Origin of the sequence: Stenotrophomonas sp. PA-6-5C, from assembly GCF_021605635.1 — a bacterium.
GTDB classification, from domain to species: domain Bacteria; phylum Pseudomonadota; class Gammaproteobacteria; order Xanthomonadales; family Xanthomonadaceae; genus Stenotrophomonas; species Stenotrophomonas lactitubi.
In genome coordinates, this window is the sequence record NZ_WKEE01000033.1 from 29,273 (window position 1) to 52,852 (window position 23,580).

Annotated in this window: 19 protein-coding genes; 13 read left to right on the forward strand and 6 right to left on the reverse strand. The window is 67.1% G+C overall.

Translation table 11 applies throughout. The features are described 5' to 3' along the window. The first annotated feature begins 128 nt into the window (after positions 1–128). On the forward strand, positions 129–3,932 hold the full coding sequence (locus GIW57_RS14570; RefSeq protein WP_236511714.1) for a LamG domain-containing protein: 3,804 nt from the start codon (positions 129–131) through the stop codon (positions 3,930–3,932). Between the two features lie 92 nt (positions 3,933–4,024). Here GIW57_RS14570 and GIW57_RS14575 read toward each other — a convergent pair whose 3' ends face one another. The 3 genes from GIW57_RS14575 to GIW57_RS14585 are packed head-to-tail and all read right to left on the reverse strand — an operon-like array spanning position 4,025 to position 7,266. Next, positions 4,025–4,612, reverse strand: a complete 588-nt coding sequence (locus GIW57_RS14575) for a cysteine dioxygenase family protein (RefSeq protein ID WP_099819440.1) — start codon at positions 4,610–4,612, stop codon at positions 4,025–4,027. A gap of 51 nt (positions 4,613–4,663) precedes the next feature. Next, entirely contained in the window at positions 4,664–6,286 is a 1,623-nt protein-coding gene (locus GIW57_RS14580) for a carboxylesterase/lipase family protein (protein ID WP_236511716.1), read from the reverse strand. Then, on the reverse strand, positions 6,283–7,266 hold the full coding sequence (locus tag GIW57_RS14585; protein WP_100461724.1) for an alpha/beta hydrolase: 984 nt from the start codon (positions 7,264–7,266) through the stop codon (positions 6,283–6,285). Before GIW57_RS14585 ends, GIW57_RS14580 begins: the two co-directional genes overlap by 4 nt. Positions 7,267–7,441: 175 nt before the next feature. On the opposite strand from GIW57_RS14585, the gene GIW57_RS14590 reads away from it, so the two are divergent. From GIW57_RS14590 to GIW57_RS14630, 9 genes are all read left to right on the forward strand, one after another. Next, on the forward strand, positions 7,442–8,251 hold the full coding sequence (locus tag GIW57_RS14590) for a 2-keto-4-pentenoate hydratase (protein ID WP_202908236.1): 810 nt from the start codon (positions 7,442–7,444) through the stop codon (positions 8,249–8,251). Positions 8,252–8,290: 39 nt separating this feature from the next. After that, the gene (locus GIW57_RS14595; RefSeq protein ID WP_100461726.1) at positions 8,291–9,295 is read left to right on the forward strand and encodes a TRAP transporter substrate-binding protein; all 1,005 of its coding nucleotides are present in this window, start codon (positions 8,291–8,293) and stop codon (positions 9,293–9,295) included. A 10-nt stretch (positions 9,296–9,305) separates the two neighbouring features. Next, positions 9,306–9,848, forward strand: a complete 543-nt coding sequence (locus tag GIW57_RS14600; protein WP_236511719.1) for a TRAP transporter small permease — start codon at positions 9,306–9,308, stop codon at positions 9,846–9,848. 3 nt (positions 9,849–9,851) lie between these two features. Then, positions 9,852–11,135 (forward strand): TRAP transporter large permease, encoded by a 1,284-nt coding sequence (locus tag GIW57_RS14605; RefSeq protein WP_229978547.1) that lies wholly within the window; start codon positions 9,852–9,854, stop codon positions 11,133–11,135. 17 nt (positions 11,136–11,152) lie between these two features. Next, positions 11,153–12,742, forward strand: coding sequence for a family 43 glycosylhydrolase (locus tag GIW57_RS14610; RefSeq protein ID WP_236511721.1), 1,590 nt, complete (start codon positions 11,153–11,155; stop codon positions 12,740–12,742). 38 nt (positions 12,743–12,780) lie between these two features. After that, a complete protein-coding gene (locus tag GIW57_RS14615) occupies positions 12,781–13,839 on the forward strand; it encodes a LacI family DNA-binding transcriptional regulator (protein WP_100461729.1) in 1,059 nt (352 codons plus the stop codon). Positions 13,840–14,068: 229 nt separating this feature from the next. Continuing rightward, a complete protein-coding gene (kduI, locus tag GIW57_RS14620) occupies positions 14,069–14,917 on the forward strand; it encodes a 5-dehydro-4-deoxy-D-glucuronate isomerase (protein WP_236511723.1) in 849 nt (282 codons plus the stop codon). An 80-nt stretch (positions 14,918–14,997) separates the two neighbouring features. After that, positions 14,998–15,753 carry a 2-dehydro-3-deoxy-D-gluconate 5-dehydrogenase KduD gene (kduD, locus tag GIW57_RS14625; RefSeq protein ID WP_236511725.1) on the forward strand — a complete coding sequence of 252 codons (756 nt, stop codon included), beginning with the start codon at positions 14,998–15,000 and terminating at the stop codon, positions 15,751–15,753. Between the two features lie 93 nt (positions 15,754–15,846). After that, positions 15,847–16,944: a GDSL-type esterase/lipase family protein gene (locus GIW57_RS14630; RefSeq protein ID WP_236511727.1), complete on the forward strand. Its 1,098-nt coding sequence runs from the start codon at positions 15,847–15,849 to the stop codon at positions 16,942–16,944. A gap of 80 nt (positions 16,945–17,024) precedes the next feature. Here the strand turns inward: GIW57_RS14630 and GIW57_RS14635 are convergent, their stop codons facing one another. Beyond that, positions 17,025–17,675, reverse strand: coding sequence for a DUF4375 domain-containing protein (locus tag GIW57_RS14635; RefSeq protein WP_236511729.1), 651 nt, complete (start codon positions 17,673–17,675; stop codon positions 17,025–17,027). 163 nt (positions 17,676–17,838) lie between these two features. Here GIW57_RS14635 and GIW57_RS14640 point away from each other — a divergent pair, with 163 nt between their 5' ends. Then, on the forward strand, positions 17,839–19,014 hold the full coding sequence (locus GIW57_RS14640) for a Fic/DOC family N-terminal domain-containing protein (RefSeq protein WP_162291992.1): 1,176 nt from the start codon (positions 17,839–17,841) through the stop codon (positions 19,012–19,014). Positions 19,015–19,026: 12 nt separating this feature from the next. Here the strand turns inward: GIW57_RS14640 and phhA are convergent, their stop codons facing one another. Then, positions 19,027–19,920, reverse strand: a complete 894-nt coding sequence (phhA, locus tag GIW57_RS14645; protein WP_059063088.1) for a phenylalanine 4-monooxygenase — start codon at positions 19,918–19,920, stop codon at positions 19,027–19,029. A gap of 125 nt (positions 19,921–20,045) precedes the next feature. Between phhA and GIW57_RS14650 the strand changes: the two genes are divergently transcribed. Beyond that, the gene (locus GIW57_RS14650) at positions 20,046–20,528 is read left to right on the forward strand and encodes an Lrp/AsnC family transcriptional regulator (RefSeq protein ID WP_025875473.1); all 483 of its coding nucleotides are present in this window, start codon (positions 20,046–20,048) and stop codon (positions 20,526–20,528) included. Positions 20,529–20,631: 103 nt separating this feature from the next. Beyond that, on the forward strand, positions 20,632–22,635 hold the full coding sequence (locus tag GIW57_RS14655) for a hypothetical protein (RefSeq protein ID WP_236511731.1): 2,004 nt from the start codon (positions 20,632–20,634) through the stop codon (positions 22,633–22,635). A 27-nt stretch (positions 22,636–22,662) separates the two neighbouring features. Here GIW57_RS14655 and GIW57_RS14660 read toward each other — a convergent pair. Next, the coding region (locus GIW57_RS14660; protein ID WP_236511733.1) for a patatin-like phospholipase family protein at positions 22,663–23,580 on the reverse strand (918 nt) is incomplete at its 5' end.

Sequence of the window (23,580 nt, forward strand, 5' to 3'; positions counted from 1 at the left end):
GACGGCGTGCCACCCGGCACGCCGTCGTTCGCCACGATCGCTGCTGCGCCGCAAGGTGCCGTCGCGGCGTGGCCTTGCTACGGTCCGGCGGCCCCCGCCGGCCGTCGCCCGTTGAAAGGAAACGCCTGATGCCGCACCGCTCGACCCTGTCCCGCTGCCTGCAACTCGCAGTGGCCCTGGCTGCCGGCCCCGCGATGGCCGCCACCGATGCGCCCACGCTGCTGTTCCATGTCGATGCCGGCAAAGGCCTTGAGGCCGTGGTGGCGCAGGGTGAGGCGGTGCCGAACTTCCGCGACAAGGTCGACATCGTCGACGACGGAGCGCGCGGCAAGGCAATCCAATGGCAGGACGACGGTGTGCTGGCCTGGGATGCGCCCGGTAACATCCTCGCCCAGCGCGGCACCCTCGCCTTCGACTGGCGCGCGCGCTATGCGGTGGGCGAAGCACCGTTCGTGATCTTCCGCGTCGGCTATGCCGACCACAGCAGCTGGGACATGGCCTGGCTGCGCATCGACTGGAACGGGCACGGCTTCGATGCGTTCGTCACCGATGCCAACCTCGCCCGCACGCGCGTGTCGTTCCGCATGGACACGCCGCCGCGCGCGGACCAGTGGCTGCACCTGGCCTTCGCCTGGGATGAAGACCTGGGCGTGCGCCTGTTCGTCGATGGCCGCGAGGTGGCGCGCGCACGGGCAACGGGGGACTACGACGCGGCGCTGGACCAGCTCGGCCTGGCCGGACGGGTGATGGCGCCCTACCAGGTGCAGAGCCGCTACAACTTCCTGCGTGGCAGCGATTTCCAGCACATCCGCGTGTACGACCGCATGCTTGATGCTGCGGCCGTCAGTGCGCTCGCGCGTGGCAAGGCCGTCACCAGTGCTGTTGCCAGCGCCGGCGATGACCGCGCCTGGCGCCATCGCTTCGGCTGGGACGGCGCACCGCCACCGGCATTGACCGCAACCAGCACGCGCATCCGCAAGATCGAATTTGCCGATACCCGCGATATGAAGGCGTGGATGTGGAAGGCTACCGACGGCATCGCCGAGACCACCTGGCCGGGTGTCTACAATCGCTCGCGGCTGCCAGGCCGCAACGACTACTTCCAGTTGCCGGACTGGAACACCTATGTGGAAAGCGGCCAGCACCTGGATTTAACCGTGCCGGCCGGCGAGACCGTCAACCGCGTGGAGATCCGCGGTGCGGCGTTCGGCACGCTGGCCCATGGCCGCGATGCCGCGCACGCCACGCAGGTGCTGGCGACGCGTGCGCGAGGTGTGGTGCGCAGCGTCGACGACATTCCGGCACAGACCGGGGGCGTGCTGCGTTTCAGCAACGTTGAACAGGAAACGCCGATCCAGGAGATCTGGGCGTATGACGTGCGCGAAGGCGCCGAGCCCGATGGCACGGTCAAACAGACCTATGTCATCGACAGCCAGGCGCTGCCCGACTACACCAACCTGGATACCCTGCGCCGCTACATCGACGGGCGCTATCCGCTGGCCGAACGCAGCACAGTGATGGCGCTGCCGAAGGGTGCAGGCTCACGACGCCGCAGTGCCGACACGCTGCCGGCCCAGCCGAAACCGATCGTGCATGTGCTGATTCCCTCCGGCGTGGGCGATGCGCCGGCCAACCAGCCGTTGATCCGCAGCTGGGCCTACAGCTGGGAGAACATGCATGACGGCCTGGACGGCGTGGCCATCGACATCCCCGCGCTGGACCTGCTGGCTACGCACGATGGGCTGATCCCGCTGAACATCCGCATCAAGGATCCGATCTGGCCGGCACGCGACATGATCGATGTTTCGGTCTCGGTGCAGCCCGGGCAGAAGCGAACGTTGTGGCTGGACCTGCGCGACCGCATCCTTACGCCCGACAGCCTGTGGCTGAGCATCGCCTCGGCTGCGCCCGGCTTCGACGCCAAGGCACTCGACGGTGCGCAGGTGCGGCTGGTGTTCAAGCCACGCGCCGAGGCGATCAAGGAGCACGTGGCCGACCGCTTCAACCAGGTGCGCGACAACTGGGGCTTCCTGGTGGAGGAACACACCACCTCCAAGCGCCAGCGCCTGTATGCGCGCGTATACGCGGACCTGAGCGACCTGCTGCGGGTCGACCCGGACCACGAACTGGGCCGGTTGTACTGGAACTACATCAGCTACAACAGCCAGGGGCGACCGCCGTACACCGCGCCGGAGGTGCCCAAGGGCGTACCGGCGTGGGCGTTCCACCAGGTGCAGGACCTGGCCCAGGTGCGGCAGTTCGTCGACTGGTGGATCGATCAGCGGCAGGTGGCCTACGGCGATTTCGGTGGTGGCATCTCCGACGATTCCGACCTGACCCAGCAATGGCCGGGGCTGGCCCTGATGGGCGTGCAGCCGGACCGCCTGAATGCCTCGCTGACCGCATTGTCCGATGCGGTGTACCGCAATGGCATGTTCAGCAATGGCCTCAGCACCATCGAGACCGACGAGCTGCATGCCTACGAGGAGGGCATCAACACCAACAGCGCGATGCTCTACCTCAACTGGGGTGATCCACTGACCCTGGAGCGCCTGATGGAAACGGTGAAGGCGTTCGACGAGCGCATCATCCTGCGCAACCCGCAGGGCCATCTGCTGTTCTCCAGCAACTGGTTCGGTGGCAACAAGGTCTATCGTGAACCGAACTGGCAGTGGCAGAAGCCGTATTCGTTCCCGGTGCTGCATCCGGCCTTCCTGCTGGGCCAGTACAACGCCGACGCGACCGGGCGCCGGCTGGTGATCGGCCTGGCCGATGGCTATCTGGCCCACGCCGGCAGCGACGACAAGGGCCGCTTCACCCTGCCCAACGAGATCAACTGGGCCACGGGTGCGACCCGCGGCGGCGAACTCAACAACGGCTCCGGCAGCGGCGACACCATGCACACGTTCTGGGCGGCATGGCGCTGGACCGGCGATGCGAAGTACCTGCAGGCGCTGGACTACCGCGTGCAGCGCGGCGGGCCCGGTGCTCTGGCCAACCTCGGCGAGAACTACGTGGAGGCGCTCGGCCGGCAACAGGACTGGTACCCGCTGCTGACCGCCGAGGCCGATGCCGGGAAGACCGGCTTTGCCAGCCTGATGGCCTGGCAGGCCAGCGGCGACCGCAAGTACATCGATGCGCTGCATGCCGATGGTCTGCAGGCCAAGGTGCAACGTGCGTACATGAACACCGAAGGCCATTGGTGGTCCGACCGGGTGGAAGCGCCGAGCGAGTTCCTGCAGCGTGCGCGGCTGGGCGGCATCGCCCTGAAGCGCAACCAGAGCTGGCCCGGGCACACCGTCAGCTGGCGCTTCGATCGTGAGGGCGCCGCCGAACAGGTGGCGCTGCTGGTGCATGCGCCATCGCGCGAGCGCTTCACGGTCACCAGCCATAACCTCGGTTCGCGCGTGATCGCCGCTGACATGACCGGTTGGAACGTGGGCAGCGGTACCTGGCGCGTGCGCAGTGGCGTGGATGCCAACGGCGATGGTCGCATCGACGGTACGCCGCGCGAGCGCGTGGTGCAGCTGGAAACGAGTGCTTCGGTACCGATGCAGTTCCAACCCGGTCGCACCGAAGTATTCGAGTTCGAGCGCGTGTCTGCGGGGACGCCGGTGGAAACGCGTCCGGATCTGGGCGTGGGCCGTGGTGATGTGCGGATGGACGGGCGCCAGGTACACGTGACGGTACACGGCCTTGGGCATGTGGCCAGCGGCGTGGGCGTGGCCGTGCTGGAAGACGCGCGGGGCCGCGAGATCGCACGCACCGAAGTGCCGGCGATGGCTGCACCGACTGACCTGTTGCCGAAGACGACGGCGGTGTCGTTGCCGTTGCCGGCTGGTGATCGAAGTGGCCTGCGCGTGCGCGTTGCGCTGGCCGATGGCGGTGAGGAAGTGACGCGGCTCAACAACGTGGTGGACGTGCCGCGATGAATTCCGCGTTCCGCCGGGCATGGCCCGGCGCTACCAGGGCTTGTGGGCAACCGATTCATCGGTAGCGCCGGGCCATGCCCGGCGGAACGCGCTCAGGACGCTTCGGTCTCCATCACCTTCACCCGGCGCTGGTACCAGCCGTCATCCAGCGGATCGAACACCGCGCTGCGCTCCATCACGCCCTGGTAGACGTGGACGGATACGGCTATGTCCTCGTCGCTGGCGTTGCGCAGCGTGTGGTACTCGTGCGGCGGGATCAGGCTGCCGGCGCTGCCGCGGTGCCCGTACAGCGTGTCCTGCGCGGCGAAGCGGTGACGCTCGCCACGCTGTTCCAGCAACGCATACGGGGTCACGATCAGCTCGCCCTGCCAGACGCCCTCCACGCACCACATCGCATCGTGGTCGTGCAGTGGCGTGCCCTGCCCCGGGCCCCAGCACATCGCGATCACGCTGTAGCCCAGCGTAGGGCTGCGATGCAGTTCACGGCGTGCGTAATGGCCATCCACCGGACGACGTACGCAGGGGGGCAGTTCGATCAGCGGATCGATGATGGCCTCGCGCAGCACCCGTTGCAGTGCATCGGTGATCGCCTTCGGATCAACCAGGCAGACGGCGCCGTCGATCCCTGCAATCAAGCGTTCGCGGCCGGTAAACGGCGGTGGCGTGAACATCGCTTCCATGAACCGACTCTAGCCGAGGCGGGTTAACAGAATGTTTGCATCGCGGTGTCATCACTGCGTGCCGCGCTGCACGAACGGCACTTTTGCATAGAGCGCGCGCTCTCCTGCGCGTGGATCGTCAACCATGCGGCTGTGACGATCGAACACCATCGTCTGCCGTTGTGGCAGTGAATAGGGGGCCCATTGCGACATTCCTGCGTGATTCGGATCACCGGAGCGCGCAAACGCAATCAGGGCATCGCTCATCGTCGCCGCCAGTGCCTTGGCGTCTCCACCACCGCCGGTGCGTGCGCCGCGCAGACCGGCGTTGTCGAACACCAGCGGAATATCCAGCGTGTGGAACGCGCGCAGGCGTCCCTCTTCCACCGGTGACGGCCAATCGAGCTGGTAGGCCCAGGTCGGTGCTGCACCCGATGTCTGCCTGGCGCGCGCCTCCAGTTCTTCCACTGCACCACGCCATGAACGACCGGCCGTAGTGGCGGCGAAGAACACCTCTGACGGCGTGTAGTGCGGATACAGGCGTCGATATTCTGCGATCACCACCGAGGGCAGCAGATCGACGAACTGCTGCTTCTGCAGCTGCGCCGGCAGACTCTCCCAGGTCAGGCTGAAGTTGGCCGGGTCGTTGCCAAGAAACGCGCGCGTCTCGTCGCGGGTGTTGCCGATCACCATCGGAATCGACGCGGACTGCGCCGGTGCCTGTGGCCAGAACGGATGCACCGGCAGCACCACGTCATCCAGCACCGGGCCGAAATACAGCGCGCTGCTTTCCACCCGCGAAGGATCGCGTGCGCGGGTGGCGGCCAGCAGGTCGGCCGTCGGCAGGCGCAGCAGTGCCTGCAGGTCGCGCGCGCCCACGGCGTCCATCGCAATCGAAGCGCGTTGCGCTGCGGCACGTGGACCGGCCGCGGTGACCTGCTGCCCGCTCATCGTCCACGCGCGCTGGAACAGGCCCTTCGCTGCGGGCATCGCCATCAGCGTGGCGATCTTGGCGCCGCCACCGGACTGCCCGAACACGGTGATGTTGCCGGCATCGCCACCGAACACCGCGGCGTGCTCCCGCACCCACTGCAACGCCTGCACCAGATCGAGCTGGCCGACGTTGCCGGAGGCCGCATAACGCGGATCGCCCAGCGCGCCCAGGTACAGGTAGCCGAAGGTGTTCAGGCGATGATTGACGGTGACCACCACCACGTCGCCGCGCCGGCACAGCGCGCTGCCGTCGTACAGCGGGTCGCTGCCGGAACCGTTGTTGAAGCCGCCACCATGCAGGTAGACCAGGATCGGCCGCTTGCCGCCGTCGCCGAGCGCTGGCGTCCATACGTTGAGGAACAGGCAATCTTCGCTGCCCGGTCCGTCCGCTCCGGTCTGGGGCGCAGAGGCGGCGTATTCCAGCGCGTCGGCGATGCCACGCCAAGCCGTCTCGCGGCGCGGTGGCTGGAAACGGTAGGCGGAGGTGTCCGCGCCATAACGCAGGCCACGGAACACGTGCACGCCGTGCTCGCGCTGGCCACGCACGCGGCCGCCACGGACGCGCGCAACGATCTCCGTGTCATCGCGTGGTCCAGGCGTCGCGGATACTGGAAGTGCTGCGAGGGTAGCGGTGGCCAGCGCCCAGCGTGCGCTGTCGAGCAGGAAACGACGGCGCTGCAGGTTGGTATCGGCTTGGTTCAATGTGCCGCCTCCGTTGCCTGCAGCCAGCGTTGTGCCAGCAACGGCCACACCGCCAACGTCGAATCGGGTGGCATGCGCATGCCGAAGCCATGGCCGCCGTGGGCGAACAGATGCAGTTCGTGCTCGACGCCCGCCTTGGCCAGCGCCTGCGCCATCACTTCGCTGTTGTGCACGCTGACCACGCGGTCGTCGTTGGCGTGGATCAGCAGCGTCGGCGGCATGTCCGCGCGTACGTGCTGCTGCATCGAATACTGCGCAGCCAGCGCCGCATCGGCCTGCCCGCCCAGCAGACGTCCGCGTGAGCCGCTGTGTGCATGCGGGCCCATGTCGATCACCGGATACATCAGCACCGCGCGGGCGGGACGCGCGCTGAGGCGGTCGATGGCATCGCGCGGGGGGTAGACGGCCGCATCGAAGCTGGTGGCCAGCCGTGCGGCGACGTGGCCACCGGCGGAGAAGCCCATCACCGACACGCTGTCGGCATCCAGCCTGCGCCGTGCGGCCTGGTCGCGCACCACGCGCAGTGCGCGCTGTGCGTCTGCCAGCGCGGCCTGGCGATCGCGGCCGGCCTGCGGCAGGCGGTAGCGCAGCACGAACAGGGTGTAGCCGGCACGGTCCACCCACTCCGGCACCAGCGCGCTGTCCTCCTTGTCGATCACCACGCGCTGGTAGCCGCCACCGGGAATCACCAGCAGCGCGCGGCCGTTGCCGTGGGCCGGTGTGTGCACCAGCAGGTAGGGCGCATCGACCTGGTCGATGAAGCGATCGGGATGGGCCGGATCATCGCTGCGCTCGACCACGCGCGCCGGCCGCGCAGTACCGGTCTCGCCGGGCACCTGTCCGGCCGGCCACAGGGGTATCTGTTCACCAGCCAGCTCTTTGCCCAGCCGCTCGCCCGCGCGCAGCGGCGCATCGACGGCGGACGCAGTGATGGCCAACAGCAGGCCGGTCAGCAACAACGGGACACGTGAAAAACGCATGGTGGACAGGGCTCCAACGGGGAGGCAACAGAGTGGCCGAGGTCACCGGCAAGCGCTCGTGATGCGCTGCGGCTTGCACGATGACACCGGTTTACCATATACACCTCCTGCAGACGCTGTCGATGGGCAGTGCAACAACGCCAGAGGGAGACCGTTCTTGAGCAACGAACACGGCATACATGGGCAGACGCCGCCGCCGGACGATGCGGCCGCGATCGCCCACGCCTTCACCACCGCGCGCCGCGCCGGCCAGGCCCTGCCAGGCTTCCCGGGCCTTGTCCCGCCTGACCTGGTGGCTGCCTACCAGGTGCAGGATCTGGCCATCGCCAGCTGGGATGACCACGTGGTCGGCTGGAAGGTCGGCTACATCGCCGCCGAGCGCCGCGATGCATCCGGCGACGACCGCCTGCTGGGCCCGGTTTTCTCGCGTCAGCTGAAAAATGCTACCGGTGGAACAGTGGACATCCCGGTGTTCGTCGGCGGCTTCGGCGCGGTCGAGGCCGAGTACGTGCTGGAGCTGTTGGAGGACGCTCCAGCCGCGCAGCTGCACTGGTCACCCGAGCAGGCCGAAGCGCTGCCGGCGCGCCTGTACATCGGCGTGGAAGTGGCCAGCAGCCCGCTGGCGACGATCAACCAACTCGGCCCACGCGTGGTGGTGTCCGACTTCGGCAACAACAATGGCCTGGTGCTGGGGCCGGAGATCGCCGACTGGACCGCCCGCGACGAGACCGACCTGCGCGCCGAAACCCTGATCGAGGGCGAGGTGGTCGGCACCGGCGGAGCGACCCGCCTGCCCGGTGGCCTTCGCGCGGCGTACGCGTTCGCGCTGTCCCGTTCGGCACTGCGCGGCCGGCCGTTGCGGCGCGGCGACCTGATCGCCACCGGCAACGCCACCGGCATCCATGACATCACCGTGGGACAGACGGCGCTGGTGCGGTTTGCCGGCATCGGCGAGATTGCCTGCAGGGCCGTGCCGGCCGGGTAACCGCCGCACGATCCGGTGAACACGCGCGGGAGGGCGCAGATGATCACACGACGACACTTCCTGGCCGGTGGCGCTGCTGCGCTGGCCACCCCGATGCTCGCGGCCTGTGGCCGCGGGCCCGCAGATGCCATCGACGGTGGCCAGCTGCTGACGGCCACTGACGTGCATGTGGCCGACTACCCCACCGTGACCGCGGTGAAGTGGATCGGCGAAACGCTGCAGCGCGAAAGCAACGGTCGCCTGCGCCTGCGGCAATACCATTCCGGCCAGCTCGGTCGCGAATCGGAAGCGATCGACATGGCCCGTTTCGGTGCCATCGACATCACCCGCGTGTATGCCGGTGCGTTGAACAACGCATTTCCGCTGACCCAGGCACTGTGTCTGCCGTACGTGTTCGAGTCGGTGGCGCACCAGCGCGCCGCACTCGATGGCGGCATCGCCGAGGCGGTGCTGCGTGGTTTCGAGAGTCGCGACCTGGTCGGCTTGGCGATCTATGATTCCGGCGCGCGCTGCTTCTACAACACCAAGCATCCCATCGTGCAGCCCAGTGATCTGCACGGGCTGAAACTGCGCGTGGCGTCCTCGGACATCTTCATCCAGCTGATGCGCCTGCTCGGCGCCAACCCGACGCCGATGTCGCTGGGCGACACGTTCTCCGGCATGGAGACGCACATGATCGACGGTGCCGAGAACAACATGCGCAGCTTCCATTCCAGCCGGCATTTCGAGGCGGCGCATTACTGGTCGCAGAGCGATCACTCGTATGCGCCGGACGTGCTGCTGATGTCGCGCGCCAGCTTCGAGCGCCTGCAGCCGGCCGATCGCCAGCTGCTGCTGGAGACCGCACGCGCCTCGGTGAAGGTGATGCGCGAACAATGGGATGCCTCCGAAGATGCCGCGCGCCGCGCGGTGCTGGCCTCTGGCGTGAAAGCCAACGAGGTGGACCTTCCCGCGTTCCGCGCCGCCGCCCAGCCGCTGCTGCAGCAGTACCTGCAGCAACCCGAGCTGGCCGCGCTGGTCGCCCGCATCCGCGCTGCCGCCTGAGGACACTGCCATGACCGAGACGACGATTCCCGCCGCCGGCCCCGGCCAGCGCCTGCTGGACCGCATCGCCGACATCGCCATCCATTTCGCCGTGGCCGCGCTGCTGGGCCTGGTAGTGGTGCAGGGCTGGCAGGTGTTCGCCCGCTATGTGATCAACGATTCGCCCAGCTGGACCGAGCCGGTGACCCTGCTGCTGCTGGCCACGGCCATGAGCCTGGGCGCGGCCTGCGGCGTCCACACCAATCGCCACTTCGGCTTCTTCCTGCTGCATGCCTACATGGGCGCCGGCCTGCGCCGGGCGGTGGATGTGTTCACCCAGCTGGTGGTGGCTGTGCTGGGTGGCTTCATCGCGTTCTGGTCGGCCGACCTGCTGCTCGATGGCATGGACATCAAGACCGCCGGCGCCAACCTGCCGCAGAGCATCAACTACCTGCCGCTGGCCGTAGGCGGTGCGCTGATGCTGCTGTTCGCACTGAACCGTGCGTGGAAGGCGCTGCATGCCACGGCAGCTGATGCCGACGCCGACGCCGTCGACGCTGAAGGAGATCGTTGATCCATGGGCATCACCATCCTGTTCGCTGTTTTCGCCGCACTGCTGCTGCTGGGCGTTCCGGTGGCCTACGCGCTGGCCGCCGCCGCGCTGGCTACCCTGCTCTACCTGGACATCCCCAGCATCGTGCTGGTCCAGCAGATCTCCGCCGGCACCGGTTCGGCCTCGCTGATCGCCATTCCACTGTTCATCTTCGCTGGCGAGATCATGATGCGCGGCGGCATCTCCGAACGCCTGATCGCCCTGGCGTCATCGCTGGTGGGGCGCATGCGTGGCGGGCTGGGCCAGGTGTCGATCCTGTCCTCGCTGTTCTTCGGTGGTGTGTCCGGCTCGGCCATCGCCGATGTGTCGGCCGTGGGCGGCACGATGATTCCGCAGATGGTCAAGCGCGGCTACGACCGCGACTTCGCGGTGAACGTCAGCATCACCGCCGCGCTGGTGGCGCTGCTGGTGCCGCCATCGCACAACCTGATCCTGTTCTCGGCCGCTGCCGGTGGTGGCCTGTCGATCGCTGACCTGTTCGCGGCAGGCATCGTGCCGGCGCTGCTGATGACCCTGGCATTGATGATCACCGGCTATGTGGTCGCGCGTCGCCGCGGCTATGGCGTGGAAGTGTTCCCGGGCTGGCGCGCGGTGCTGCTGCGCATCGTCTCCGCCCTGCCCGGCCTGGGCCTGGTGGCGCTGATCTTCGTGGGTATCCGCGCCGGCATCTTCACCGCGGTGGAAAGCGCGGCCATCGCCGTTGTCTACGCCCTGCTGGTCACCACCGTGCTGTACCGGCAACTGCGCTGGCGTGAGTTCTTCGACACCGTGATCCATGCCGCGCGCAGCACCGGCGTGATCCTGTTCGTGATCGCCACCGCGGCGGTGTTCGGCTGGCTGCTGGCCTACCTGCAGGTGCCTGCGGCGGCGGTGGACTTCCTGCAGTCGTTCGCGCACAGCCAGTTCATGGTGCTGCTGATGATCGTGGTGATGCTGCTGCTGCTGGGCACCTTCATGGACCTGGCACCGATGATCCTGATCTGCACGCCGATCTTCCTGCCGGTGGCCAAGGCCTATGGCATCGATCCGATCCACTTCGGCCTGGTGCTGGTGCTGACCGGCGGCCTCGGCCTGGTCACCCCGCCGGTAGGCTCGGTGCTGTTCATCGGCACCGCCATCGGCAAGATCAGTGTCGGCCAGAGCATGCGCACCATCTGGCCGTTCTGGTTCGCCGCGCTGGGCGTGCTGCTGGTCGTCACCTTCTTCCCGTCGCTGTCGCTGTGGCTGCCCGCCGCGCTGCGCGCCTGATGAGCGGAGCCGCTCCCATGACACACACCCTGCACCGCGCTGCTGCAACTGCCCTGCTCGGCCTGCTGCTGGCTGCGCTGCCTGCACTGGCTGCCGATCCCGCGCCTGCGCAATGGAAGCGCGGCATCGAGCAGCAGCGCCAGGCTGACCTCGGCGATGGCACCTTCCTGAATCCGGTGCTGGCTGGTGACAGGCCCGATCCGTCGGTGCTGAAGGACGGCGAGGACTACTACCTCACCCTGTCTTCGTTCGACGCCTACCCCGGCCTGCCGATCTGGCACTCGCGCGACCTGGTCAACTGGCAGCCGCTCGGTCATGCGATCACGCAGAACGTGGGCGCGATCTGGGCGCCGGACATCGTCAAGCACCAGGGCCGCTACTTCATTTACTTCCCGGCGCGCACCGGTGAGCGCCGCAGCAACTTCGTGGTCTGGGCCGATGACATCACCGGTCCCTGGAGCGCACCGATCGACATCGGCCTGGGCGGCTACATCGACCCCGGCCACGCGGTGGGTGAAGACGGCAAGCGCTACCTGTTCCTCAGCGGTGGCGACTACGTGCAGCTGGCCGATGATGGGCTGAGCGTGGCGGGTACGCCGAAGCATGTGTACGACGGCTGGCGCTACCCGGAAAGCTGGGACGTGGAGGCCTATGCGCAGGAAGGGCCGAAGATCCATTTCCGCGACGGCTGGTACTACATGACCACCGCGGTGGGCGGCACCGCCGGCCCGCCGACCGGGCACATGGTGATCACCGCGCGCTCGCGCTCGATCCACGGCCCCTGGATGAATGCGCCGAACAACCCGATCATGCGCACGCAGTCGGCCGCTGAACCGTGGTGGTCGCGCGGGCACGCCACGGTGATCGAAGGCACCGACGGCCGCTGGTGGATGATGTACCACGGCTACGAGAACGGCTTCTGGACGCTGGGCCGGCAGGCCCTGCTGGAGCCGATCGAGTGGACCGCCGATGGCTGGTTCGTGGCCAAGGGCGGGGACCTCGGGCAGCCGCTGCGCAAGCCATCGGGCAGCGCGCTGACGCCGCACGGGATGGCCCTGTCCGATGATTTCACCGGCCGCACGCTCGGCCCGCAGTGGGCGTTCTTCAACCCGGCGGTGGATGAATACCGGCGCCTGCGCTTCAGCGGCGACGGCCTGGTGCTGCAGGGCAAGGGCAGCACGCCGCGCGATGCCTCGCCACTGACCACCATCGCCGGCGACCCGGCGTACCAGTTCGAGGTGGAGATGGAGATCGCCCCCGGCGCGGTCGGCGGTGCCCTGCTGTTCTACAGCGACCGCCTGTACGTGGGCGTGGGCAGCAATGGCGAGCAGTTCGTCATGCACCGCTATGGCGAGGAGCGCCCCACCCGGCTGGCGGCCAGTGCCAAGGGCGGCCGGCTCTGGCTGCGGGTGACCAACAACCGCCACATCGTCACCATCCACTCCAGCGCCGATGGCCAGCGTTGGCAGAAGTATCCGGTTCAGATGGAAGTGTCCGGTTACCATCACAATGTGGCCGGCAAGTTCCTGGCACTGAAACCGGCGCTGTATGCGGCCGGCAACGGTGCGGTAACCTTCCGCAGCTTCCGCTATCGCGCGCTGGACTGAGCGCGCGCTGGAATCCCCAGGCTTATCGGGTTCACTACATGTCAGTGCGCAACAAGAACGATGCCGCTACGCCGGCATTGGCAAAGGGCAAGGCAGCCACGATCAATGACATCGCGCGACTGTCGGGTGTATCCAAGAAAACGGTTTCAAGGATCATCAACAACTCGCCGCTGGTGCGCAAGGACACGCGCGACAAGGTGGAAGCATTGATGCGCGAGGTCGGTTACACCCCCGACCCGCTGGCCCGTGGCCTGGCCTTCCGCCGCTCGTTCCTGATCGGCATGGTCTACGACAACCCCACCGCGCAGTACATCGTGGACATGCAGTACGGCGCGCTGGATGCGCTGCGTGGCTCCAGCTTCGAACTGGTGGTGCACCCCTGCGACAGCCGCAGCCCCGGTTACATCGACGGCGTGCGCCGCTTCGCCCAGCAGCAGAAGCTGCATGGGGTGATCCTGGTGCCGCGTGCGTCCGAAGACCAGGCGCTGGCGGACATGCTGGACGAGATCGGCTGCCGCTTCACCCGCGTCGCGGCGCTGCCGCTGGATGAAACCTCGCAGATGGTGGTCACCCACGACCGCGATGGTGCCGCCGAAGCGGCCGATTATCTGCTTTCGCTTGGCCACCGCGATATCGCCCTGGTGACCGGCCCGAGTGCCTACCGCTCGGCGCACGAGCGCACCGCCGGCTTCATCGAGGCGCTGTCGCAGCGTGGCATCGAGCTGCCGAAGGATCGCATCATCGAGGCTGGCTACACCTTCGAATCCGGTGTGGCCGCCGCCGAGAAACTGCTGCTGGGAAAGCGCCGGCCGACCGCGATCTTCACCGGCAACGATGAAATGGCCGCCGGCATCTACAAGGTGGCGCTGCGTGCGGGCATCAACATCCCGCGTCAGCTGTCCATCGTCGGCTACGACGACAGCCCGCTGGCCTCGCGCCTGTGGCCGTCGCTGACCTCGGTGCGCCGGCATACCCGCGACACCGGCCGCACCGCCGCGGCGATGCTGATCCAGCCCGATGGCCAGCCTGCGCTGCAGATCGCCAGCGTGCGTCCGCACCTGATCGTGCGCGATTCCTGCCAGCCGCCAGAGGACTGATTCCGAAGGAATCAGTCCTGTAGGTCGCCAGCTTGCTTGCGACGCGTCCAAAGGAATCAGTCCGGTAGGTCACGACCGTTGGTCGTGACACTGCACCTGCCCCACCCCGCCGATGCCGTCTGACCTGTATCGTGCGGCGCAAAATGACACCGGTTTCCTGTCTGGCTAGAATCGACCGTGAACCGTGCCGGGGCCGAACCATCGGCCCGCCCCCTGCTCTGGAGAAGCCATGTACTGCAAGACCCATTACGCCACCCATCCCGACGCCATCAAGGGCGCGAGCAACGATCAGCTGCGCGAGCTGTACCTGCTCGATGGCCTGTTCAACGCCGATGCGGTGACCCTGAAGTACACCCACTACGAACGCTTCGTGCTGGGCGGCGCCGCGCCTGTCAGCGGCCCGCTGTCACTGCCCGCGCAGACCGAACCGGCCTCAGCCGCCGGCCATCCGTTCCTGGAGCGCCGCGAGCTGGGCATCATCAACGTCGGCAGCGGCACCGGTACGGTCACCGTCGATGGCACCGTGTACACGCTGGGGCCGAAGGATGGCCTGTACGTGGCGATGGGCAGCAAGGACGTCGTCTTCGCTTCGCAGGATGCCGCCAACCCGGCGCAGTTCTACCTGGCCTCGACCCCGGCCCATGCGCGCTTTGAAACCAAGCAGCTATCGATCAAGGACGCGGTGGCACTGGATCGCGGCGCGCTGGAAACCAGCAACGAGCGCACCATCTACCAGTACATCGTGCCGGCCACCTGCCAGTCCTCGCAGCTGCTGCTGGGCCTGACCGTGCTCAAGCCGGGCAGCGTGTGGAACACCATGCCGCCGCACCTGCACGACCGCCGCAGCGAGGTCTATTTCTACTTCGACCTGGGCGACAACGACCGCGTCTACCACTTCATGGGCGAGCCGGACGCACAGCGCCACATCGTCATCCAGAACAACGAAGCGGTGGTGTCGCCGCCGTGGTCGATCCACATGGGGGCCGGCACCAGCAACTACGCCTTCATCTGGGCGATGGGTGGCGAGAACCTGGACTACACCGACATGCACGTGCTGGACATCTGCCAGCTCAAGTAAGCACTGACAGGCCGCCGCGCACGCTGTGCGGTGGCCGCTTGCCTGCATCACGCACGCCTCTACCAAGGAACGCATACGCAATGGCCAATCCCTTCAGCCTGGAAGGAAAAGTCGCTCTGGTAACCGGTGGTAATACCGGCCTGGGCCAGGGTATCGCGGTGGCATTGGCCGCCGCCGGCGCCGATGTCGCCGTGGCCGGCATCGCGCCGCCCACCGAAACCATCGAGAAGATCACCGCGCTGGGTCGTCGCTGCCTGGCGGTGGAAGCCAACCTGATCAGCATCGAGCCGGTCGAGCGCGTGGTGCGCGAAACCATCGAGGGACTCGGCAGGCTGGACATTCTGGTCAACAACGCCGGCCTGATCCGCCGCGCCGACGCAGTGGACTTCAGCGAGCAGGACTGGGACGACGTGATGAACGTCAACATCAAGTCCGCCTTCTTCATCTCGCAGGCCGCTGGCCGCCATTTCATCGCCCAGGGCAGCGGCAAGATCATCAACATCGCCTCGATGCTGTCGTTCCAGGGCGGCGTCCGCGTTCCGTCGTACACCGCCAGCAAGAGCGGCATCGCCGGCATCACCCGCTTGCTGGCCAACGAATGGGCCGGCAAGGGCGTGAACATCAACGCGATCGCGCCGGGCTACATGGCCACCGACAACACCGCCGCGCTGCGCGCCGATGCAGACCGCAACAAGGCGATCCTCGAGCGCATTCCGGCCGGCCGCTGGGGCAACCCGGAAGATCTGGCGGGAGCGGCGGTGTTCCTGGCTTCGTCGGCGTCGGATTACATCAACGGCGCGGTCCTGCCGGTCGATGGTGGCTGGCTGGCGCGCTGAAGTACACCGGTCTGTAGAGCCGAGCCAATGCTCGGCTGTCGCGCTCTGATCAAAAAACAGCCGAGCGTGGCTCGGCTCTACAGGGGGCTGGCGATGGGAAGGCTGTTGTTGCTGCTGTTGCTGTCGAGCACCGCCGCGCATGCGGCGCCGGTGCGGCTGTTCATTGCCGGCGATTCCACCGCTGCCGAATACGGCCCCGAACGCGCGCCACAGGCCGGCTGGGGGCAGATGCTGCAGAGCTATCTGGACCCGGCGCGTTTCGAAGTGCACAACCACGCCAAGGGCGGGCGCAGCACGCGCAGCTTCATCGACGAAGGGCGGCTGGATGCGATTGCCGCCGAACTAGGCCGTGGCGATGTGCTGCTGATCCAGTTCGGCCACAACGACGCGAAGTTCGAAGATCCCACGCGCTACACCGACCCGGACAGCGACTATCCACAACTGCTGATGCGTTACGTGCAGGTGGCGCGTGACAAGGGCGCCACACCGGTGCTGGTCACGCCGGTGGCGCGGCTGCTGTACGACTTCGGTTCGCTTCTGGATACGCATGCGCGTTACACGCTGGCCATGCAGCAGCTGGCCGCACGCGAACACGTTGCGCTGATCGACCTCAACGACCGCAGCATGCGCTGGATCCGCGCACTGGGCGAGCAGGGCGCGCGCCCGTACTTCCTGTTCGTGCCGGAACAGCACAAGGCCGATGGCACGCACTTCAGCGCGGCCGGTGCCACTGCGGTTGCGTGTCTGGTGCTGCGCGAAGCGGTGCAGGTGTTGCCGACGTTGCAGCCCGCACTGGTGCGTGATATCGACTGCGAGGTGATGGGCGCAGGGCAGGGTGCCGATCCTGCACGGCCCTCGCAGGTGGTGCACGAAGATACGCTGGCGCGCGCGCAACCGGGCCCGCACGGCGGCGCCGGGCCGACCACGGCGTACTCGTTCTTCGCCGATGCCCAGGGCCTGCCGTTCGTGCTGCGCAAGCGCGTGCTGCACAAGGGCGCGGGCATCGGCCTGCACCCGCAGCACAAGGACGAGATCTATTACATCGTGAGCGGGCGGGGCAGTTACGTGCTGGATGGGAAGCAGCATGATGTGCGAGCCGGCCATGCGCTGCTGACCCGCACGGGCAGCAGCCATGCGCTGCAGCAGGCAGGTGATGAGGATCTGGTGGTGCTGCTGGTGTATCCGCGGTAGCTGAAAAGCAGCCGAGCGTGGGCTCGGCTCTACACGGGTCTGCGCCTATCTGTAGAGCCGAGCCCATGCTCGGCTTGGCTCTACAACGGCTCCGCGCCGAAATGCTTCAGGCCCAATCGCGCAAGGTCTTCCGGGCGGGCGTAGTAGTCGTCCTCGAACGCCTCCAGCGCCTGTTGCTCGTCTTCGCTCATCGCGCCGTACAGGTCGGTCAGTTCCTTGATCGCCGGATCGTCTTCCAGACGATCCAGCAGCCCGCGCATGCCCGCCAGGATTGCGTGGGTCTGTGTTGCGCCCATCGCCTGCAATGCGCGCAGCGCAAGCTGGCAGGTGGGATCGCCCCAGTTGCACAGGAACTGCATGAAGCCGCCGTTGTTGATGTCCGCTTCCATCCGCCACAGCGCGACCAGCTGCTGGTCTTCGTCGGACAGCGCATCCAGCGTCCAGGCATGCGATTGCAGGCGGGCGAGGGCAGCCTCATAGCGGTCATCCCACACCTGGTTCGGAACATCGACCACGCCGCGCTCCTGCGCCGGCAGCAGCGCCGGCCAGTTCACGCCCAGTCCGTCGGCGGTGGTGACCCACTGCGCACGTTGTTCGGCATTGGCTTCGAACAGCGCAGGCGCCCAGCGCAATGGCTGTCGGGTGTGGCGGCCATCGGCCAGGGTCAACAGGACGAAGTCGTCGTTGAAGGCAACGTCGGTAACCCGCAGGTCGGTAAACACATTGGTCATGGCCTGCAGGGTACCGGGGCGGGCGATCCATCCCCAGAAGCTTCAAAAGCCCTGGGTGAATTTGAAGTTTACTTGCCTAAACTTCAAAAGCATGGGAGCCTTTTGAAGGATAGAGTGACTTCCGCGGAGATTTCCGATGCGCCGGGCAGACATTGCAGGTCCCTTGCAGACCTACCTCGTTCCCGTGGAAGGGCGGCCCAATCTGCTGGCGATGGTCCCTCCACCGACGCCTCGCCGGTTGCCGGAAGGGCATGCGGGCTCGCGGCAGCGCCTCATCGCTGCAAATGCCTCGCTGGATCGTCTGGATCAGGCGATGAGGCAATGGCCTGCCCCCGACATGGTGACCCGGACGCTCGCGCGGCGAGAAGCCGTTCAGAGCTCCCAGATCGAGGGTACCCAGACCAACCTGGACGAACTGCTGGTGTTTGAAGCCACACTCGGCCTGGATGGTTTGCCTGCCGATGTGGTGGTGACCGAGCGCTACGTACAGGCATTGCAACTGGGCCTTGACGCCGTGCGTGCCCGCGGACGTGAGGCACTCGATCTCACGCTGGTGAACCAGCTCCATGCAGTGCTGATGCAGGACGCTGCGGACGACTTTCCAAAGGGATGCTACCGCCAGGAGCAGGCCATCATCGGCCCGCTGGGTGGACGACCGGAGGATGCCCGTTTCGTTCCTTCGCCGCCCGATCGCATTGACGAGGGGATGCGTGAACTCGAGCGCGCCATGTTGAAGTACGAGCCCGTTGAGGACGAGCCGTTTGAACTCAACATCATTGCGCAACTGGCAATAGCCCACGCCCAGTTTGAAACCATCCATCCTTACAAGGATGGCAACGGACGCACGGGAAGGCTGCTGTTGCCGTTGATCCTGGCCGCCGAACACCACCCACCGCTTTACCTGTCAGGCGCCTTGCTGCGCAACAGGAGCGCCTACTACGACGCTCTCAACCAAGTGCAGCTTCGCGGTGAATGGGGCCCGTGGATGGATATGCTGTGCCAGGCCGTAGTGGAGTCTTCCCATGACGCGATCTCCATCGCCGATGACATGTCCCGGCTGATGGCAGAGTGGGAGATTCAACTTCGAGGATATCGACGCGACTCGGTGGCACGCAGGCTTCCGCCACTGCTGATCGGCCACCCGGTGGTGACCGCAGCCAAAGTGGCTGCGTTATTGGACGTTTCCGATAGATCTGCCCTGACGGGCATCTACGCGCTTGAGTCTGAAGGAGTCCTTGTCCCCGGCAACGATCGTCGCTGGGGACGGACCTATCACGCGCACGCGGTGCTGCAGCGGCTCAATCAACTGCCAGCGACGATTCCTGACCGCCTGCGTTGAACCGGTGGACCCTCACACATCCCCGCCATCAGCCCAGCCCTCACCCGTACCGGCCTGGAACACGCGGTCCTCAGCCTGCACATCTCCCGCCGGCAGATGCGCCTGGTCGGCCAACGCAGCGTAGATCGGGGTGAAGTCCGGTGACGTCGCCTGCATCAGCTGTTCGAAGCTGTCGATGACGAAGTAGGTCTTCTGGAAAGTGTCGATGCGGTAGCGCGTGCGCATGATCCGCTGCAGGTCGAAACCGATGCGGTTCGGTGCGGCCGATTCCAGCGAGTACAGCGATTCGCCCTTCGACGAGACGATGCCGGCACCGTAGATGCGCATGCCTTCGGGCGTATCGATCAGGCCGAATTCCACCGTGTACCAGTACAGGCGGGTCAGGTTCTGCAGCGCCTCCGGGCCGATCGCGTGTGCTTTGACGCCACCACGGCCGTAGGCCTCCATGTAGTTGGCGAACACCGGGTTCATCAGCAGCGGCACGTGGCCGAACAGGTCGTGGAACAGATCCGGTTCGGCGATGTAGTCGATCTGGTCGGGACGGCGGATCCACCAGGTGACCGGGAAACGGCGGTTGGCCAGGTGATCGAAGAAATCCAGTTCCGGCAGCAGGCCTTCCACGCCCACCAGGGTCCAGCCCGTGGCCGCACCGAGCACTTCGTTGAGCTGGTCGAAGCGCGGGATCATGTGCGCGCTCATGCCCATCTCGTCCTGCGCATCCAGGAATTCCTGGCAGGCGCGGCCGACCAGCAGCTCGCGCTGGCGCTGGTACAGCGTGCTCCAGGTGGCGTGGTCGTCGGCGGTATAGGTGTCCCACGGCTGCTCGACGAGCGCGGTGGTGTACACCGGCACGTAGCCCTTGTCGGTCTGCTGGTGTTCGACGCGGCGGGGCTGGGCGAGGTCCATGGAAGACTCCTTGACGGGATACCCACGATGCTAGGGCAGGGGGCGCGCAACAGGGTTGCAAAAGTTGCGCGGATCAGCCGCATTGGCGCAATATCATTGCGTACTCACCATGTTGCGGGGCAACAATGGCCGGAGAAGTCCAGTTCGATCGCACGGATATACGTCTGCTGGCCGAAATCCAGCGTGATGGTCGCGCCACCAACGCCGAGCTGGCGACACGGGTGAACCTGTCGCCGTCGGCCTGCCTGCGTCGCCTGCAGCGGCTGGAAAGCGAAGGGGTGATCGTCGGCTACGGCGCGCGCCTGGAGCCGCGCCGGCTCGGACTGGGGCTGCAGGCCTTCGTGCGCGTGCAGCTGGAAAAGCATGACCAGGCCGCGATCGGGCACTTCGTCGACAGCGTGCAGGCCTGGGATGAAGTGGTGGCCTGCCACGCCCTGACCGGTGACATGGACTACCTGCTGCATGTCTATGTGCGCGATCTGGAACATTTTTCACGCTTCCTGCTGGACAGGCTGCTCAACGCCGGCGGCGTGGCCGACGCCAATTCCAGCTTCGTGCTGCGCACGGTGAAGGGGTTCCAGGCATTGCCGTTGTCGCAGCTTGAATGAGCGGGTGTCGTGATGTTTGACGGCGCGCGCGCACTGGCCGAGCATCGTGCCCCGCGGCGGCCGTCAACATGCAGGCCGCGCAGTGATTCCTTCTGGCTCCGGCATGTCTGATACCCCATCCTCGACGTCTTCCCTGGTGTTCCTTCCACTGCGCGAGCAGAGCCTGCTGCGGCACCTGACCGACGGCACGCCGCCGGACACACCGCTGGAGCAGGCCGGCCTGCTGGTGGCCATCCTGTGTCGTCGGCAGAAGCAACCGGCCGCCCAGCTGCAGCGCGTGCTGCACGATGCCTGTGCGTTGTTCGCCGCGGATGATGGCCCTGCTGCGCAGGCGCAGCTGGCGGCCGCTGCTGGACAGGACGCGCGTGCGCTGGAGGCCTGGCTGGGCGTGCTGGCCGCGCAGGACGTGCTGCTGGCACCGGACGAAGTGATGGAGACAGTGCTGGCAGCGTCGCCGCACGCGTATCCCGGCGCGGACTTCCAGGCGGCCTGCAGGATCACCCTCGAGGAACACACGATCCATTTCCCGGCGACATCACTGGCCGAAGGCGATGACGAAGACGCCGGCGATGACGAACAGACGGCGCACGCGACCCAGCACAACGGCCTGTTCACCTCCGAACAGGCACGCGTGCTGCGCGCGATCGCCGCCAATCCCGATGAACTGATCGACCTGCAGGCCTACGCCGGCACCGGCAAGGGCCATCTGGTGCTGGCGCTGCTGCAGGCGCGCCCGGGCCGCTACACCTACGTGGCGCCTACGCGTGGCCAGGTCGAGGCATTCCGCGCGCGGCTGCCGGCCGACGCCGGCACCCGCCTGCTGACCCAGATCGAGTTCGCCAACACGATCGCCCGCCATGCCGCCGCCAACGGCCTGACCGGCGGCTTCGTACCGACGTACCGGCAGAGCACGCTGACCTTGCGCGAGGCGGCCGCACGGCTCGGCCTGCCGGCCATCGGCGCGCGCCGGCCGGACCAGGTCTTGATGATCGCCCTGGACGCCATCAACCGCTGGTGTGCGTCGTCAGCGCCGAACCTGCAGGCCTGGCACTTCCAGCGCTCGCTGGGCGCAGCGCAGCTGGAAGCCACGCCGTTCATCGCGGCGGCGGAATTCGTCTGGCGCTGCATGTTCGATGCGGTGGTGCAGAAGGGCGGTTGCCTGCGGCTGGATGCCGGGCATATCGGCAAATGGCTGGCGCTGCGTGGCGTGCCGCTGCCCGTGTCGCTCGGCATGGTGCTGGTCGATGAGGCACACGATCTCAGCCCGGCGTGGAAACAGCTGCTGGCCACCCACGCGCCCGGCGTGGTCAGCCTCGGCGATCCGCATCAGCGGTTGAGCGGACGCGTACAGCGCTGGTCATCGGCGAAAACGCTGGAGATGCACCAGTCGGTGCGCCAGGGGCGCCAGGTCGATGCGCTGGTCAACCAGTCGCTGGCGCTGGACGATCTCGGCGAGCCGGCACCGTTCATGGGGGCCAGCGACCGCGCCACTGGCCTGCGCCGCTACGACGACTGGTCGGTGGTGCCCAGCACTGGCGCCCGCCTGTACGGCAGCCTGTGGCGGATGCTGCTGGAAGCCAACGCGCTGGTTGCGCGCGGCGCGCGCGTGCACCTGCATCCGGCATCGCGGCAGGCGCTGTTGAAAGAGGTGGACGGTCCGATCGATGCATGGCGCAGCGCCGCCGCTGGCGGCCCCGGACAACGCTGGGAAAGCTTCGTGCAGGTCTGCGCCAAGCGTGGACAGGCGGACATTCCCGCGCTGTTTGCCGGTGGCTTCGATGCTGCGGCGTTGCAGCGTCTGCTCGGGCAGCTGGTCGATGCGGGCGAGGCCAGCATCGTGCTGTGCCTGGCCCAGCATGCCAAGAACCTGCAGTTCGCCACGGTGTCCATGGCGCCGTGCTGCTTCGACAGCGGCCATGATGCGCGCGCGCTGCACAGCCCGGTGCGCGCAGCCTACGTCGCGATCACCCGTGCCCAGCAGCAGCTGTGGCTGCCGGGGGACGCGATGGAACAGTTGCAGCTGAGTGCACAGCGGCACGACCGGGCGGTCGATGAGCGGCGCCGGCAGCGCCGCCTGGCCAGCGGCTACCCGCCGCCGCGGCGCTGACCGCGGCGGTCGTTCAGGCAGTGCGCTTCAGCACTTTTCCTTGCGGCCCATCAGCTTGCCCAGGCGCGAAGGCTCGTCGCACTTCGGCGCAGCCACCGGTGCCGGCGCCAATGCGGCGGCGCGGGCCTTCTGCAGCTGCTGGATCTTGGCGCGGATCTGCGGCATCGCCGCCATCGCGGCCTTCTCGCCTTCCAGGATGGCGGTGCCGCGCTGGCTGAAGTCGGCAGCGCCGATGTCCAGCACCTTCGGCCGGATAACGATGTCCGCGCGTGCCAGTTCCTGCTCGCCCAGGCGCTGGCCCATGATCGAGATCGACTGGTTGACGATGCCGAGCATGCCGGTCGGCGCCTTGCCGCTGGCCTTGCTGGAGATGTCCACGGCGATCACGAACTCGGCGCCGAGCTGGCGCGCGGCGTCCACCGGCACCGGGCTGACCACGCCGCCGTCGATGTAGTTGCGGCCACCGATCTTCACCGGTTCGAACACGCCTGGGATGCTGCTGGAAGCGCGCACCGCCTGACCGACATTGCCGCGCACGAAGATCGAGCGCTCGCCGGTTTCCAGCTGGGTGGCGACGGCAGCGAACGGCTTCTTCAGGCGCTCGGCCGGGCGGTTGGCCACCTGTTCGTTGACGTAGTCCTGCAGCTTCTGGCCCTGCACCAGGCCACCGGAGAACAGGCGTACGTCGCGGATGCTGGCTTCATCCAGCGCCACCGCCTTGCTCTGCATCTGGAAGGCGTCCATGCCGCTGGCATACAGGGCGCCGACCACGCTGCCGGCACTGGTGCCGGACACCACCACCGGTTCGAAGCCGTTGGCCTCGAGCATCTTGATCACGCCGATATGCGCAAAGCCCTTGGCCGCGCCGCCGCCGAGTGCGATGCCGATCTTCACCGGCTTGGCCTGCGGAACCAGGGTGGGCTGCGCGGGCGGGGTGGGGCGGAC

Excerpts from the sequence above, each read along its gene's own strand:
- GIW57_RS14570 (WP_236511714.1), top strand. The coding sequence starts at position 129 with ATGCCGCACCGCTCGACCCTGTCCCGCTGCCTGCAACTCGCAGTGGCC.
- GIW57_RS14575 (WP_099819440.1), bottom strand. The coding sequence starts at position 4,612 with ATGGAAGCGATGTTCACGCCACCGCCGTTTACCGGCCGCGAACGCTTG.
- GIW57_RS14585 (WP_100461724.1), bottom strand. The coding sequence starts at position 7,266 with ATGCGTTTTTCACGTGTCCCGTTGTTGCTGACCGGCCTGCTGTTGGCC.
- GIW57_RS14595 (WP_100461726.1), top strand. The coding sequence starts at position 8,291 with ATGATCACACGACGACACTTCCTGGCCGGTGGCGCTGCTGCGCTGGCC.
- GIW57_RS14600 (WP_236511719.1), top strand. The coding sequence starts at position 9,306 with ATGACCGAGACGACGATTCCCGCCGCCGGCCCCGGCCAGCGCCTGCTG.
- GIW57_RS14605 (WP_229978547.1), top strand. The coding sequence starts at position 9,852 with ATGGGCATCACCATCCTGTTCGCTGTTTTCGCCGCACTGCTGCTGCTG.
- GIW57_RS14610 (WP_236511721.1), top strand. The coding sequence starts at position 11,153 with ATGACACACACCCTGCACCGCGCTGCTGCAACTGCCCTGCTCGGCCTG.
- GIW57_RS14615 (WP_100461729.1), top strand. The coding sequence starts at position 12,781 with ATGTCAGTGCGCAACAAGAACGATGCCGCTACGCCGGCATTGGCAAAG.
- kduI (WP_236511723.1), top strand. The coding sequence starts at position 14,069 with ATGTACTGCAAGACCCATTACGCCACCCATCCCGACGCCATCAAGGGC.
- kduD (WP_236511725.1), top strand. The coding sequence starts at position 14,998 with ATGGCCAATCCCTTCAGCCTGGAAGGAAAAGTCGCTCTGGTAACCGGT.
- GIW57_RS14630 (WP_236511727.1), top strand. The coding sequence starts at position 15,847 with ATGGGAAGGCTGTTGTTGCTGCTGTTGCTGTCGAGCACCGCCGCGCAT.
- GIW57_RS14635 (WP_236511729.1), bottom strand. The coding sequence starts at position 17,675 with ATGACCAATGTGTTTACCGACCTGCGGGTTACCGACGTTGCCTTCAAC.
- phhA (WP_059063088.1), bottom strand. The coding sequence starts at position 19,920 with ATGGACCTCGCCCAGCCCCGCCGCGTCGAACACCAGCAGACCGACAAG.
- GIW57_RS14650 (WP_025875473.1), top strand. The coding sequence starts at position 20,046 with ATGGCCGGAGAAGTCCAGTTCGATCGCACGGATATACGTCTGCTGGCC.
- GIW57_RS14655 (WP_236511731.1), top strand. The coding sequence starts at position 20,632 with ATGTCTGATACCCCATCCTCGACGTCTTCCCTGGTGTTCCTTCCACTG.